The organism is Psychrobacter sp. UBA2514 (assembly GCF_002341255.1).
In the GTDB taxonomy this organism is placed as follows: Bacteria; Pseudomonadota; Gammaproteobacteria; order Pseudomonadales; family Moraxellaceae; genus Psychrobacter; species Psychrobacter pacificensis.
The window spans coordinates 19,578-35,390 of sequence record NZ_DDNS01000015.1; the positions used below are offsets into that span (position 1 = coordinate 19,578).

The following is a 15,813-nucleotide window of genomic DNA, read 5'->3' on the forward strand; positions in this document are numbered from 1 at the left end:
AACAAGAAAACAAATGTAGTACAGTTTATTAATATAGCTGTTATATTCCTAGCAACACCTTTGTTGGGGTATTCTTTTGACACATAACACACCATTTCCATTAAAAACCATAAGTATCGGCATCATCTCTATAATGCTATCTGCATGCGGTGAAGGTAGTGATGATAATACACAGCCTGCATCATCTGATAAGCCGCCTGTAGTGGTTCCACCTGATATAAGTGAGCCACTGACACCGCTGGAGCCAAGTACGCCAATCAAGCCTAGCGAACCATTAACACCGCTGGAACCAAGCACGCCGATCAAATATCCAGAACCACAAAAAGACCGTGCTGATTATTATCAATTAGGCTTCTTTGACTATGACGGTGCCGGTGAAACACGAGAGATCCGTTCTGACTTGACTGGCTCTTTTCAAGCTATGATTCAGTTTGGGCAGAATCATACGGTAGATCCTCAAGGCAACGAAGCAAAAAACATGCCACGCCTAACTGCAGAAAAAGAGGCGTTATTACTGGTTACGCCTACGCTTGAGATGGGAGCAGTCAATCAACTGGTTGCTGAGATTTATCAAGATGGTCTGCTATTACGCAGGGTCAATTTAGACGACCCGACCCAAATCCCACCATCTGACCAAAACAACAGCGATGATAGACCACGGGTCGCCTATAGTAAGCGCGCTTGGTCAACCAAACTCAACTGGGATGAAGTACAAAGCGGCCTTAAGATTCGTATTGTCGATGAACAAAATCGTAGCGGTGAATTATTAGAGAATAAAATAGACTTTGCGGCGCCAGGTGAGCTGGTCTTAACCAATATTCGTCTTGGTCTTTTGAGCCCAGTGACTGTAAACAACAATGGTCATTATATGCTGCTACAGCCAGAAAAGGCGGGCGCAGATTATTTCCAGACCATTCCAGCAGCAAAGATGACCGTCGCTAAATACGATGACGTCGTGCTTGATCGGGTGATGGTAGCGAACGGTACTATTTATGATACGGCTTCAGGTAGCAGCTCAGATGGCAGCGTATACAGCGGTGATATGCGCGAAAACACAGGCAAATCAACCTTTGGCGTCGGTATTAACCTTGCCAACTGGGGCGTCACTAGCGCATCGATGGCAAGCCAAGAGCAGCCGCAGCTCACCCAAAATGTCAATGTGCACCATGCCCGTGGCAAATACGCCAACGGTACATTTAACCATGGCTTAAGCGGTGGCAATGGTATGCTGACTTTGATTGACTCGGTCGGTAATGAGTTTAGTCATGAAATTGGCCATCATTATGGATTGGGGCATTATCCAGGTAAAGTTGGTGATAAAAAATTCTGGTCAGAGCACCATGCCGATAGTGGTTGGGGTTACATGCCCCTTAGAAATAGAATGCGTGGTAACTTTGAATGGTGGCGAAAAGACGTCGGTGCCGGTACTGAAGACTCACCTACTTTCTTAGGTCAATACGGCTATGGTCGTGACGCTATGTCTGGTGGCTCTAATAACAGTGACATCTCGCGCTATACTCATTACACCGGCTATAGTACAAAAACCAAAATCCAGCCAGCATTTGATCGTTATATGTTTGCCAGTGACTCACCGACGGGCTATAAAAAGTGGGATGCTGAGCGTCAAAGAATGCAGATCGCACAACCAAAAGTACCACGATCTAATAATGTTTGGTACAACAGCGCCGATGGCAACTATTTAAGACCGCGTTTGCAAGGCGTGCCTGTTTATACTATTTTAGGCGGTTATGACCCTGTCACCCAAAAGGGTATTATCTATCCAGCAGCGCGTGGTAACTGGGGTAACGTCTTTGACTTACCGGCGGCGAGTAGTTCAGCTGACGTCGCTAGCTGCTGGCTGACCGTTACTTACAGTAACAACATGGTCAATAACATTGCCCTTGCCCCTCATCGCATGAATGGCAATAGCAATGCCAATAAATTTCACGTCAATTTAGCGATTTCTGAAAACCCTAATAAAGTCGATTTGTATTGTAAAAAAGCCAACGAAGCACAGGTATTATTATCATCAACCGCTATTGGTCCCTATAGCGATACCATTAAGCCAGCCGTTACCTTTGGTAAAGAGCATGGCTTTAGCGCCTTAAGAAAAATCGAATTACCACTATTAGCGCGGCAACTTATCGATCAATCGGCCAACCCGACTATCAATTTGGACGCCGAGGGTGAGCTAATATACCACTCTTATAAAAATGATCGTGATGCGCTCAGTCAAGCACTCAGCCCGCTTGCCTTTCAGGTACTCGAGCGTTATGAGCAGCAACAACAGACCATGCATCGCCTAAATCGTTGGGTCGATGTGTATCGCACTGATTTAGTCGAGGGCGGGCCGGAGGTCATCACTGCCTTTCATAAGTTTGTCAACGAATTAGAACTGCAAGATGATCAGCCTCTAGCAAATGTCAGCCCACTCATGAATGGTAACAACTGTCTTAAGGTTGAAACATTAAAAGATGGTAAGCTCAATGCTTTTATCAGCGGACCAAGTGCTTGCACAGGAGATGACTCTGAGCAATGGATTCAAGACAGCAAAGGTCGTATCCACAATAAAATGGCACTAGATCAGTGCCTAATGCCGCAAGGTGGCAATGTCATTAACCTAGCCCCTTGTGATGATCAAGCAAGCTTGCAAGTTTGGCAAATGGATGTATCCGCCAATGCCATCAAGCAAGGCAATCAATGCTTTGACTTAGAAAATGGCTATATGAGTAATAATCGCGCTCGACTCATTCGCTATAGCTGTACAGGTGGTGGCAACCAAAGATGGACGATGCTCACGCAAAACTCGAGTTTGATATTATCTAGCGCTGGCAAAAATCTACCGCTGATAATAGAGAGTATGCAAAAACAAGCAGTGACGACAGACACCATGCAAATGCAGTTGGCAAGCATCAATAGTAATCATCAGCAACCCTCTACACTAGCCAAAGTAAGCAACGCGATAAGCACTTGGTTCTATAGTCTCATCAGCTAATTGAAAATACATAATAATGATAAAAATAAGCTCCTATGATAGGGGCTTATTTTTACTAAATTTTTCATCGTTATTATTTATATGATAAGGTAATAAATAGTCAAAAGATTACTCCAGCGTTACGCTTAAATTTATCACCATTTTATTTTGAACCGGCTATAGGGCGTAGACGCAGCAAGCAAGGACAATGAATCCCTGTAGGACGATACCTGTTTTAAAATAGATTCACTATATAAGATCTCGTCAGTCATTTTTGGAGCGCGAATATTGGACAAACACCCTGAAAATGGCTTTTTTAAGCGACTACTCTTATTTTCAGTGCAGAGAATGAAGGCGTTTTCGCAGCTTTGGTCGTTACAGACATTGGCTGACCTGCCCGATCGTTTAAGAAACTTGTGGCAGGAGTTGATCGGCTCTTATTGGTTTATTCCGACTGCTTGCGTCATCGCCGGCATCTTACTGGCGCCGGTACTGGTGACGATAGATCAGCACTTTGATCGTGAAACGGTCCGAGAGATCTCTTTTGCGTTTACAGGTGATGACGATGCGGCGCGCGCTATCATGACCGCTATTGCTGGTGCGGTGTTGGGCGTTGCTGGTACGACGTTCTCAATTACGATTGCCGTGCTGTCGATGGCCTCCTCCCAGTTTGGCCCACGGCTATTACGCAACTTTTTGACAGATACGCCCAATCAATTTGTACTTGGCGCTTTCATTGGTACCTTTAGCTATAGCCTACTCGTCTTAAAATCTATCCACAAATACGATGTGTCCTTTGGCGTACCGCAACTGGCGGTGACCTTTGGGATTATCATGGCGATCATCTGTGCGCTGTTGCTGGTGTATTTTGTACAACATATGGTACATGCCATTCAAGCGTCTCACGTCATCCAAAATGCCAGCAACGATGCGATTAATAATATTTATTCTTGGTACAGCGATCGATGCGACATCCAGCATCAACGTGATGCTGAACATCATGATGTCGAGCAGTTTCACCAGTGGCAGGCAACGCCGATTTATCCGCCGCAATCGGGCTACCTGCAGCACATTTATTTGGAGTCTTTAATCACCCTGACTCAAGAGTATGGCGGCGTGGTGCATCTACAGAGCAACCTCGGTGATTATGTCACTGACAAAAACGTCATTGGGCATTTTTATCAACGTCCGACAGACCATCCCAATAATCGGCAAAAAACCGCAACGCCGCAGTTGGCTGTGGTGCCACGTGCCCCTGATGGTATGTTTTGGCAGCGCTTTGCCGGTTGTATTCGTATCGAGCAGCGACTGGCACACTCCAATGATATTGCCTATAGTCTGGGGCAGATGACCGAGATTGCGGTGCGCGCCCTCTCACCTGGTATCAATGACCCAAAAACAGCCGTCAACTGCGTACAATCGCTCACCAGTTGCCTGAGCATTATGATGCGTCGTCAGCCGCCTAGCCCCTATCATTTTTATGTACCTGCCGAGCACCGTGACAAACCGCCGTATACCGCTAGACCAAAACAAGTGGTGGTGCAGCAGCGCGTGGCTATCTTGACCGTGGTGACTTATACGCCCAAAATATCAGAATTCATCAATACCTCACTTGGAGAGATTCGGCGCTATGCCGCAGCTGATGCCATGGTCCTAAAGGCGCTGTGTCAAGCGATGGTCAATCTCAACTATGCCTGTATCAATCAAGCACAGCAGCAGACCTTGCTGCATGAGCTACAGCTAATTGAGCGCGCAGGAGAAGAAAACCTAAGCTACCAAGAGCTTATCGATGACCTAAGCGCGATGTGCCAGCAAGCCAAAGCCTTTATTATTGATAAAAACTCGCAGCACCAACACTTTTACTATGTCAGTGACTTTGCTGCCAGCATTCGCCAAAGTCTACAGGCGCACACTAAATAATTTGTACTGATTACTTTTACTACTTATCACTCATAAGAGACCTGCTTTATGGCATCTGCAACCAGCCTGACCATACTTGAAATCAGCGCTATCTTTTTATCGATTACTGCCCTGCTGACCTATGTCAATCATCGCTTTATCGGTCTGCCCACGACCATTGGAGTCATGGTCATCTCGATTGTCCTATCTATCGGTGCGATTTTTTTGGGGTTTTTGGGGTTCGACCAGCTCATTGATTATGAAGTGAGCTTACTAGAGCAGCTAGATTTTACCGAGGTGCTATTGGACGGTATGCTCTCGATGCTTTTATTTGCAGGGGCGCTGCATGTCAATATCAGTGACTTAAAACGCTATCGACTGCCCATTGGTATTCTCGCCTGCGTGGGTACCCTAGTCTCAGCCTTGCTAATCGCCACTGCGCTCTATCTTATGTTGCCCTTCTTTGGATTTGGCTTGCCGTTTCTTTGGTGTTTGTTGTTTGGCGCTTTAATCTCGCCGACCGACCCTATCGCGGTGATGGGCATCTTATCATCCGCTGGCGCCCCAAAAAGCTTAGAGACCGTCATCGCAGGCGAGTCGTTGTTTAATGATGGTATCGGCGTCGTTATTTTTGTCCTGCTACTTGGTATTTTATCCAGCGGCGATATCCCAACAGCCAACTATGTGGCCCATACCTTGGCCGTTGAGGCAGGAGGCGGCATTGTGTTTGGTCTGGTGCTCGGGGCGATTTTGTACTATATGCTAAAGAGCATTGACAGTTATCAAGAAGAGGTGCTATTGACGCTGGCGGGGGTGATCGGCGGCTATGCGCTGGCCAGTCATTGGCATCTCTCAGGGCCACTGGCCATGGTCATGATGGGACTGATGGTCGGTAATCGCGGACGAGCACTGGCGATGAGTGATAAAACACGGCACTATATCGATCTATTTTGGGAGCTGATCGATGAGATTCTCAATGCGATTTTATTTGTCTTAATTGGACTTGAGGTGGTGATGATTGCATATTCTGGCAATCTATTTATCGCTGCAGGTTTGACGATTGTTATTGCCTTGCTTGCCCGTTTTATCGTTGTCGGTATGACCACAAAGACCCTTCAGCGGCAGCTTGACTTGCCAACTGGAGCGTGGAAAGTACTGACATGGGGCGGACTGCGCGGCGGCATCTCGGTGGCACTGGTGCTGCAGCTACCAACGGGCGCAGAGCGTGACATTTTACTGGCGCTCACGTATGCGGTAGTGATATTTTCTATCTTGGTACAGGGCCTCAGTGTTGGCAGAGTCGCCAAGAGCATTCGTAAGGATAAAGAAATAACAGAGGCATAAACCACAAATACAGCACGTATAAAAAAGCCAGCCTGAGACATGATGTCTTAGGCTAGCTTTGGCTGGCTTTTTTGAGCAGTTTCAATGGTTATATTAAACCCTTTCTTTTCATATTACGATAAACCACGATAATAATAAGCAGATTAGAAACCAATATTACCAGTTTAAACCAATCAAATGGACTGGTTATCAGATAATAAACCTCTATAGGAATAAAGACACCATAGCCCAGCACACCAAACCAATACGCCCATGTCTTATCGCGCCATAATCCATAGGCTTCTAGGAAGCGCAAACTGGCATAAGCAAATATCAACAATAAAAACACTGGCCAGTTTTTGCTGGCCTGTTGGGCAATACTTACTACACTGTCGATTTGCGGTGCAAGTAGGTGGCCAAAGGTATGGCGCCAAGAGCCAGTCGCGGTCGTCAGCCAATGCTCAAGATCGGTATGCCACGACCACAATGCACCTGCACCTAATAATGCCCCCACACCTTTGACGACTTCATAGATGGCCACTGCTTTGATAGACTCACTGGCTGTGCTGTGCGTTTTTTCTAGAGGGTCAATCATTTCACCCCCTTTATCCTTCGAGGATAGCGGTAGACTATCATCCTGTCGGGGCAAATTAGCCAAAGAACGTCTCCACAACACGTCCTTGCAACTGCTGATTAAAAAATGGTGTGTTTTTACCATTCGATAGCATAGATTGCGCAGTCACTTGCCACTCAAGATTCGGGTCAACCAATACCGCGCCGCCGATCGCTTCATACTGCTCATGAATACCCGCAATCTTTGCCGGATTAAGACAGATTTTATCAACCAGCTCTGAGAGTGTTAGTACCTCATCATTGACCAGCTGACAGGCCAGCGCCATAAAAGTATCAAAATTCGAGATACCTGGCGTACTCTCAGCAAATGGCGCTTTTTTCGCCGTACTGTTCAGTGGCTCGTGATGACTACAGATGGCATCGATAGTGCCATCTTTTAAGCCACGGCGGATTGCCTGCTGGTCGGTATTACTACGTAGCGGTGGCAAGACATATGCCTGAGCATTAAAGCCTTCAAGATTGTCATCAGTTAAATACAGCTGATGCATCGCAACATCACACGTAACAGGCAAGCCTTTATCTTTTGCCCAGCGCATCAGCTCAATCGAAGACTTGCAAGACAGCTGGCTGAAGTGAGCGGCTATCCCCGTCTCTTCAACCATCAACAGCTGCTTAGATAGTGCAACCGTTTCCGCAATCCAAGGAATCCCTTGTAAACCATGATAAGAGGCGATATAACCCTCATGCGCCACGCCATCTCCAGACAGACTTGGCTCATCAGGATAAAAGAATACTTTCATACCAAAAGTCGCCGCGTACTCTAGTGTTCTTAGCAATACTAAGTCATTGCGAAAAGGTCTACGCGCATTGGATACTGCGATACAGCCGCCCTTTTTAAGCCCTGCAATATTAGACGGTCGTTCGCCCTCTAACCCTGTGGTCAATGCGCCCAAAATATGCAAGTAAATACCGCCATCACTCAAGGCGCGCTCACGCAAGCCCTTTAAGAGGGAGCCATTTTCTAAAATAGGATTGGTGTCAGGTGGCGTGACTACATGCAAAAACCCGTTACCACGAGCTGCCCTACCTTCTGATGCCAGCGTACCGTGTTGCTGTTGGCCCGGCTCACGCAAGCGCGCGCATAGATCTACTAATGGTGGTAGTAACCACATCTCATGTTCAGCATCAAGCGTAGACAATTTTTCTGTTACAGTTTGCGGCAATGCATCTTTAAATGCTTTTGGTAAATGGTCAAAGATGGGTGCATCCGTATTAAGCATGGTAGACATAACGTTATTACCGTATCAATAAAATGAAATAAATGAGAATAAGTCGCGCGGCAAGCTGTTACTTGCCAGCCGCTTGATGAGCACGTTGACCTTCCATCGCAAGCGACAAGACCGCCATTCGTATGGCAATACCGTTATTTACCTGCTTTAAGATCACCGATTGCGCGCCATCAGCCACACTAGAGGCAATCTCAACACCGCGGTTCATTGGCCCTGGGTGCATAACTAGCGCATCAGGCTTGGCCAATGCTACTCGCTCTGGCGTGATCCCATAATGCTTATAGTATTCACTTGACGATGCCAATAGCGGCGAACCGATACGCTCATTTTGTATTCTTAATCCCATAATCACATCACAATCAGTGACACACTCATCCATATTTTCATATACTTTTACGCCAAAACGCTCAATACCTTTCGGCAGTAAAGTACGCGGCGCACACACACGGATATCTGTCACACCTAGGGTTTGCAAGGCGCTAATATCAGAACGGGCGACGCGTGAGTGCTTAATATCACCAACGATTGCGATAGACAGCTCTTCAAACGGGCGCGGTGCCTCACGGTGAATGGTCAACATGTCGAGCATTCCCTGAGTAGGATGCGCATGCCAGCCATCCCCCCCATTGATGATAGCAATATCAGGGGTCACTTCTGTCGCCATAAAATGCGCAGCGCCTGATGCTGAATGTCGAACTACAAAAATATCTGCGGTCATCGCCTGTAGATTCCACAAGGTATCGCGTAGACTCTCGCCTTTTTTGGTACTAGAGCGTTCGATATCGATATTAAGTACATTAGCACCCAAGCGTTTTTCTGCTACTTCAAAAGTCGTCCGGGTACGAGTCGATGGTTCAAAGAACAAATTCATGACCGTATAGCCATCTAACTCAGGACGATTGATGAGCTGCCCGTTTTCATCAAAGAAAGTCTCTGCTTTTGCGATAATAGCTTTGAGCTGTGCTTTATTAAGACCTTCAACACCCAAGAAATGCCTGATACTGCCATCGGTGTTGAGCTGCGGACGACTCAGTGAGGTATTGAGTCTTTGATGAATTGTATTGGGATCAAATTTTGCATAATCAGTCGGTGAGACTGGTTGTGTAGCGCTACTATCGAGAGAATTTGACATAATGACGAGTCTTTATTGTGGGTTTATATGAGTCTGTCGTAATCGCTTATTCATCTTTGTTCAATCATTTAGCACCGATAGGCACAGAGACGAGGACATTTTGACGCTTATTTGCTACAATTTACCGTAATCAAATTCGACCAAAACCGCCTCAGCAGACAATCAGAAAGCGTAAATAGACATGCTATATTCTCATAGAGAATAATTCTGACAAATCTATAAATGAATAACAATAGATATAGTGTAGCCGATTTTGTGGTCAGGACAAAGATACCGTATAAGCTATTTAAAAACTCAACCATTTAAGGTGTGCCAAATGCCGCCTATGACCTGACTCTAAGACCATCCATTTTTTACTTTCCATACCCTCTATTAGGAAGCTTTATGACGACCTTAGCAGATTATCTAAACCAACATGCCTCTAGTCCTGCACTCAACGATGTAATTACCACGGTCACTAATGTTGGTAAAACCATCTCACAACTACTTAGAAAAGGTGCTCTGGCGGATATTTTAGGCGAGGCTGGCAATCAAAACGTCCAAGGCGAAGATCAGAAAAAACTAGACATACTGGCCAATGACTTACTGCTAGATGCATTGGCAAAGAATACCCATTGTGCCGGCGTTGCATCAGAAGAGCTTGATGATGCCACCCCTGCTAATGACGATGGCAGTCTATTGGTTTTGTTTGACCCACTAGATGGCTCATCAAATATTGATATCAATATGGCAGTAGGTACGATTTTTTCTGTTCTGCCGTACGAGCGTCAAGGTCAAACCAGTGAAAACAGCGACTATCTACAGGCAGGTAACAAACAGCTAGCAGCAGGGTACTTGTTATATGGCACCTCTACGGTACTGGCGTTGACCATCGCAGATAAAGTCGTGATGTTTAGCCTAGATCCAGAAACTGAAGACTATGTGCTGATAGAAGACAACGTGCAAATCGATGCCGATACGAGTGAATATGCGATCAATAGCTCAAATTATCGCTACTGGCGCGCACCGATGCAACAGTACATCGATGAGTTAATCGCTGGCGAGACAGGCGTACGTGGACGCGATTTCAATACGCGTTGGGTCGCCGCTATGGTTGGTGACGTCCATCGTATCTTATGCCGCGGTGGTCTCTTCACTTATCCGTTTGATACCAAATACGCGCATAAAGCGGGTAAACTACGCTTGATGTATGAAGCCAATCCAATGAGCTTATTGATTGAACGCGCGGGTGGCGGTGCGACAGACGCTGTCAATCGCATCTTAGATATCGAGCCCACTGACATTCATCAGCGTGTTCCTGTGGTGCTCGGTAGCAAAAACGAAGTCAATTATGTTAGAGACTTACACGTCAATTATTCTGAGCAGTAATTGATATAAGTACTTTCTAAAAATAACCAGCCTACAGCGAGATTATAAGCTCGATGCTGGTTATTCACCCTCCTACTCTTCTCTAAGCGATCCACTATGGTATTAAATCCCACCGAGCTGATTACCTCAGATAAGAACACCACCGTCAAGCTTGTAAAAGCCCTATTGGCACAAGCACGTCAACGCAAAAAGCATGGTCAGACCGTCATAGAAGGTGTTCATCTGATAGATGCTGCGCTGCGTAGCGACTATCCTTTTGCCCAGATACTACTGTCTGAGTCAGCGCGTAGTCATCCTGAAGTTCAGCAAATATTGACTCGTCTGCCGACTTATACGCCTATTCTTATTTTATCCAATTCACTGTACGAGAGTATTCGTAGCTTAGGTACTGGTATCGATATCATGGCTATCATTAACGTACCAACGCCTAGCTTGCCAGTGATTGATGAAGATTGCTTAGTCTTGAACGATGTACAAGACAGCGGAAATGTCGGCACACTCCTGCGTACAGCAGCAGCCGTTGGTATTAGCAACATCTTATGTACCAGTGCTACCGCGCAAGCTTGGTCTCCCAAGACGCTACGAGCAGGTATGGGTGCACAGTTTGCACTGACTATTTATGAAGGCTTGAGTACGCAAGATATTTTAGATCACGTAAAAGCTCCACTGTTGGCGACCAGCTCACATACAGATACTATCATTTACGATCACGATTTATCTGCGCCTGTGGCGTGGATTATGGGTCATGAAGGTCAAGGCGTTTGTGACGAGCTAATGCAATGTGCCACCCCTATCGCTTTACCGCAGCCAAATGGCCAAGAAAGCTTGAATGTTGCTATTGCAGGATCTTTATGTCTGTACGAAACCTTGCGCCAAAGACAGTACTCTTAGCGTCCATTTATAACTACAATTAAAATCTTCTCTATCAAGCAATAAAAAAACCCACTACCGATTGATAGTGGGTTTTTGTTATCTGTCTACTACTAATATAGTCAAAGAAGTCTAAAACGGATACAACGCCGTAGCCGTTTAGTAGTTCTGTGACTATACATTAACATTAAACCTTGCTAGTTAGCTCAGGCAGTGCTTCAAATAGATCAGCTTCTAAGAAATAATCAGCAACGCTAGCGATAGGCGCTTCTGGGTCATTGTTGATCGCAACGATGACTTTAGAATCTTTCATACCAGCCAAATGCTGAATCGCACCTGAGATACCAGCGGCGATATATAGCTGCGGTGCAACGATTTTACCGGTTTGACCAACCTGCATATCGTTTGGTACATAACCTGCGTCGACAGCGGCACGTGATGCGCCAACAGCAGCGCCTAGTTTGTCAGCCAATGGCTCAATATATTTGGTGAAGTTTTCACCATTTGCCAAGGCACGACCACCAGAAACCACGATACCAGCTGAGGTCAACTCTGGACGATCAGACTTAGCCATTTCTTCGTTCACGAAGCTAGCTTTGCCAGTTTCTTGTACATTATCGATCGTTTCAACAGTCGCTGAACCACCTTCGCTTGCTACTGGATCAAACGCGGTCGTACGTACGGTTAGCACAACTTTATCTTCAGAGGTTTTGACGGTTGCCGTTGCATTGCCTGCATAAATTGGACGCTCAAACGTTTGCGCATCTACTACGCCTGAGATTTCTGACAGCATGCTGACGTCAAGTAACGCTGCAACGCGTGGCATAAAATTTTTACCAGTCGTGGTCGCAGCTGCTAGGATATGGCTGTAATCACCAGCCACATCAGCAACCAATAGTGCTACATTGCCCGCCAGTTGATGCTCATAGGCTGCATTGTCAGCTAATAGTACTTTCGTCACGCCTTCTGCTTTTGCTGCTTCATCAGCGGCTGCTTGAGCACCACTACCTGCCACTAATACATGGATGTCATCACCGATTTGCTTAGCAGCAGCGATGGTGTTCAAAGTTGCCTTTTTTAGACTGGCATTGTCATGTTCTGCATATACCAAAATTGCCATGGTTTTAATCCTTTATTTATTCGTATTATCTATTCATGCGGTTGTTTGTGTACAAAGCCCTTTGAGCAACTATCGTTTAATATAAATAAAGCAGTCAAATTCTTAGCTTTGTACAGGATATGCCGTAGCGAAGTATCTAATCATTGAAAAATTAAATGACTTTTGCTTCGTTTCTTAGCTTATCAACCAACTCATCAACTGACCCTACTGTAATACCAGCTTTACGTTCAGCAGGTGGCACGACCTTAATAATCTCTTGCTTAGACGCCATATCGACACCGAAATCTGCTGGCGTTTTCTCATCAAGCGGCTTTTTCTTCGCTTTCATGATGTTAGGCAGTTTCGCATAACGTGGCTCATTCAAACGTAGATCAGTTGTGATGACTGCTGGCAAATCAAGGGCAACTGTTTGTAGACCGCCATCGATTTCACGCGTTACGTTGACTTTGTCGCCTTCAACCTTCACTTCTGAGGCAAACGTACCCTGACCGATACCCATCAATGCCGCTAGCATCTGACCCGTTTGGTTGTTGTCATCATCAATCGCTTGTTTACCCAACAAGATAATATCTGTGCTTTCTGTTTCAGCGATATTTTTTAGAATCTTGGCAACTTGTAGTGGATACGGTTTTTCGTCACTCACGACTAAAATACCACGATCAGCACCCAATGCTAGGGCTGCACGAATTTGCTCTTGTGACTCTTTTGGACCGATAGACGCGACGATGATTTCATCAATGACGCCAGCTTCTTTTAGACGAACGGCTTCTTCTACTGCGATTTCGTCAAAAGGGTTAATCGACATTTTGGTGTTTGATAGATCAACGCCAGAGTTATCGGCTTTTACACGTACTTTTACGTTATAATCAATGACACGCTTGACCGCTACTAATGCTTTCATACGTTCCTCGTTTATTAATGTTATGAATTAAAAAATATCAGTTAAGAACCAAATTTTCGTTGTGGTTCAAGTCGTCGTTCAAAATACTACTCAAGGTTATTACTATATCAACAGATGTATAACTAATTAAGAAAAATACGCCAATATTCGAAATTATATTAGCATTGCACTTCTTACGGATAAAATCTGCTAAAGCTAAGCCAACCGTTCTTATCAGACCTATGTATCTTGCGTGAGCCTGCAGATAAGGTCAAGACAACGCCGTGAATAATGCGTCATAAATTTGTCACTATTCTATAATAAATAGTTATAAGCACGTGATCTAGTGATTTTTCTTTGACAATAGCCTTAAGAGTCCTCCTCTTTATAGCACTCTCAATGGTATGTTTATTTAATATTTTGTTATTATTTATTTCCTAGGGTTTAACTAATAGTAGTCGCGAAGAACCCAACAGCTATATGTCGCTGTCTTTGTTAGAGCTCATTAACAACTCACTGTCACGTATGTCATCAAACAACGCCCAGTCAGGAGTTACATCATTATTTTTGATGACGCTCATGTCTCCTGTCGTCTCCATAATGACCGCAAATATTTCAGTTTTGGCTTTGATGCCATTTTTGCGCAGCACTTCTTGAACATCGCTGGTCGTAAGATTCGCTTCTTTTAAGTTATCTGAGAAGTATTCGCCATGTGCCATGAGTATGATGGCACGATTGTCTATCAGCGCTTTTAGAGGTTTAATCATGCGCCTCACTATTGAGATAGCACCTTGAATCAAAAACAATACCGCAACCGCAAACAGTCCTTGCAGTAACGATGGTTTATCCGCCAATATAGTCGACGCTAATATACTACCAATACCAACTGTCATGGCAAAATCATGACTTGATAGTTTGGAAAAGCTGCGCAGACCCATCAGTCGGGTAAAAAGCATTAAACCTATATAGAAACCCACCGCAGACAATGAAATGCCTAACAGCTGTTGCCAGTCAATTGAAAACCAAGTTTCCCATTTCATAATAGAGCCTTATTTATTATTGAGTCAGTACCTATTATGAACTGATAATTATTAAGAAAATCAATCAAACGCTACTTCAGATAAAATGATATAAAAAAAGCAACCTGATAAGAGGTTGCTTTTTTTTAAAGTCTAAACAGTATTTTTATTGTTTTTATAAACAAAAATTTTATGTATATCGTCACTCTCACTGTCATCGAGCGTACTAAACATCAGTGTGCCCAAACAGCAAAGAGATTATAGTGCTTCGATTTGCTCAGCTTGTGGACCTTTTTTGCCCTCACCTAAGATGAACGACACTTTTTGGCCTTCGGCTAGCGTTTTGAAACCGCTACCTTGGATAGCGCTGTAGTGAGCGAATACGTCTTGTCCGCCGTTGTCTTGAGCGATAAAACCAAAACCTTTAGCTTCATTAAACCACTTTACAGTGCCTTCAACTTTATCTGACATAAATTTTCCTGACTCTTTAACTGTTGGCGAGACTTGTGCCATCACCGATTAATTGATATATACCCATGCATCTTTTGCTGAACGCTACGGTTCAAAATTGCAAATAATCTAAGAGAAAACCTGAATTTTTTACCTAAATACTTTGAGTACAATCTGATTATAACAGTTTTCTATACAGGTAACAGTCTAAATTGATGATTTTTGTAAATAAATTCCAGCTATTAAAACCCATCAAAATAGCTAGCATTTTTGCCGTTATCATATTGATATTGAATAAATTTCTAACATATGAATATTAGGCTACAATTGCGAAGCCATCGTTAAATACGACAAGAAAGACCCTTATAGGTTAAAAAATCATTCATTACCTATTGCAATATCGGTAACCATGGTGAACTTAATACAAGCAAACATAGCCCAAAAAATATCAACGAAAACGACTGACTATAAGCAATATATTTGGCCGGTATGACCATGTCTTTAGGAGAATCAGGAACGCCTCGACGCTTCAACAATCGCGTGCCATAGACCCAACCAAAGGTCGTGTAAATGCCATAAGCGGCCGGTACAGCAATCGCGAGCGGTGCCAAATCAATCACGTATAGGACAACAACAGAGATAAAGAACCAGATGGTATCTAAGATTGAACTGATTTGGAAAAACTTAGATTTAGGCAGTTTACCATCGGTTTTCTTAAGCATTTCTCCTTCTATCCAAATTAAAACTGCTACGACAGCGCTAAGAGTAATATACACGAATTGCGGCGTTAGCCAGTCTGGATAAGATATTTGCACAACATACAACCTGTAATCTATAGAAAATATGAATGAGGACTCATCTACTTTGATCAATCAAAGATAAATAAGCACAATAAAAGCCCACTGGCTAATGTGAA

General features: G+C 44.4%; 13 protein-coding genes. 5 read left to right on the forward strand and 8 right to left on the reverse strand.

The features are described from left to right. Positions 1-133 precede the first annotated feature (133 nt). From B3V51_RS05375 to B3V51_RS05385, 3 genes are all read left to right on the forward strand, one after another. Positions 134-2,995, forward strand: a complete 2,862-nt coding sequence (locus B3V51_RS05375; RefSeq protein ID WP_093069602.1) for a M66 family metalloprotease — start codon at positions 134-136, stop codon at positions 2,993-2,995. Positions 2,996-3,322: 327 nt separating this feature from the next. Continuing rightward, entirely contained in the window at positions 3,323-4,894 is a 1,572-nt protein-coding gene (locus tag B3V51_RS05380) for a DUF2254 domain-containing protein (protein WP_286708086.1), read from the forward strand. Positions 4,895-4,942: 48 nt separating this feature from the next. Then, entirely contained in the window at positions 4,943-6,217 is a 1,275-nt protein-coding gene (locus B3V51_RS05385) for a cation:proton antiporter (RefSeq protein ID WP_093069596.1), read from the forward strand. Between the two features lie 88 nt (positions 6,218-6,305). Here B3V51_RS05385 and B3V51_RS05390 read toward each other — a convergent pair whose 3' ends face one another. Genes B3V51_RS05390 through B3V51_RS05400 form a run of 3 tightly spaced genes read right to left on the reverse strand, consistent with a single transcriptional unit; the run spans position 6,306 to position 9,190 of the window. After that, positions 6,306-6,791 carry a DUF2127 domain-containing protein gene (locus B3V51_RS05390; RefSeq protein ID WP_227674297.1) on the reverse strand — a complete coding sequence of 162 codons (486 nt, stop codon included), beginning with the start codon at positions 6,789-6,791 and terminating at the stop codon, positions 6,306-6,308. Positions 6,792-6,846: 55 nt separating this feature from the next. Continuing rightward, complete coding sequence (locus B3V51_RS05395; protein ID WP_201587837.1) at positions 6,847-8,058, reverse strand: dihydroorotase; 1,212 nt, start codon at positions 8,056-8,058, stop codon at positions 6,847-6,849. A gap of 58 nt (positions 8,059-8,116) precedes the next feature. Beyond that, positions 8,117-9,190, reverse strand: a complete 1,074-nt coding sequence (locus tag B3V51_RS05400) for an aspartate carbamoyltransferase catalytic subunit (RefSeq protein ID WP_071003207.1) — start codon at positions 9,188-9,190, stop codon at positions 8,117-8,119. A gap of 384 nt (positions 9,191-9,574) precedes the next feature. Here B3V51_RS05400 and B3V51_RS05405 point away from each other — a divergent pair, with 384 nt between their 5' ends. Both B3V51_RS05405 and B3V51_RS05410 read left to right on the forward strand, forming a co-directional pair. Next, positions 9,575-10,558, forward strand: coding sequence for a class 1 fructose-bisphosphatase (locus tag B3V51_RS05405; protein WP_093069590.1), 984 nt, complete (start codon positions 9,575-9,577; stop codon positions 10,556-10,558). A gap of 96 nt (positions 10,559-10,654) precedes the next feature. Further along, entirely contained in the window at positions 10,655-11,449 is a 795-nt protein-coding gene (locus tag B3V51_RS05410) for a TrmH family RNA methyltransferase (protein WP_212563819.1), read from the forward strand. 166 nt (positions 11,450-11,615) lie between these two features. Here the strand turns inward: B3V51_RS05410 and B3V51_RS05415 are convergent, their stop codons facing one another. From B3V51_RS05415 to B3V51_RS05435, 5 genes are all read right to left on the reverse strand, one after another. Continuing rightward, entirely contained in the window at positions 11,616-12,548 is a 933-nt protein-coding gene (locus B3V51_RS05415) for an electron transfer flavoprotein subunit alpha/FixB family protein (protein WP_212563820.1), read from the reverse strand. A 151-nt stretch (positions 12,549-12,699) separates the two neighbouring features. Beyond that, a complete protein-coding gene (locus B3V51_RS05420) occupies positions 12,700-13,449 on the reverse strand; it encodes an electron transfer flavoprotein subunit beta/FixA family protein (protein ID WP_212563821.1) in 750 nt (249 codons plus the stop codon). A gap of 455 nt (positions 13,450-13,904) precedes the next feature. Further along, positions 13,905-14,468, reverse strand: a complete 564-nt coding sequence (locus B3V51_RS05425) for a DUF421 domain-containing protein (RefSeq protein WP_212563822.1) — start codon at positions 14,466-14,468, stop codon at positions 13,905-13,907. Between the two features lie 237 nt (positions 14,469-14,705). Beyond that, the gene (locus B3V51_RS05430; protein WP_071003179.1) at positions 14,706-14,918 is read right to left on the reverse strand and encodes a cold-shock protein; all 213 of its coding nucleotides are present in this window, start codon (positions 14,916-14,918) and stop codon (positions 14,706-14,708) included. Positions 14,919-15,286: 368 nt separating this feature from the next. Then, on the reverse strand, positions 15,287-15,619 hold the full coding sequence (locus tag B3V51_RS05435; RefSeq protein ID WP_286708087.1) for a hypothetical protein: 333 nt from the start codon (positions 15,617-15,619) through the stop codon (positions 15,287-15,289). Between the last annotated feature and the right edge of the window lie 194 nt (positions 15,620-15,813).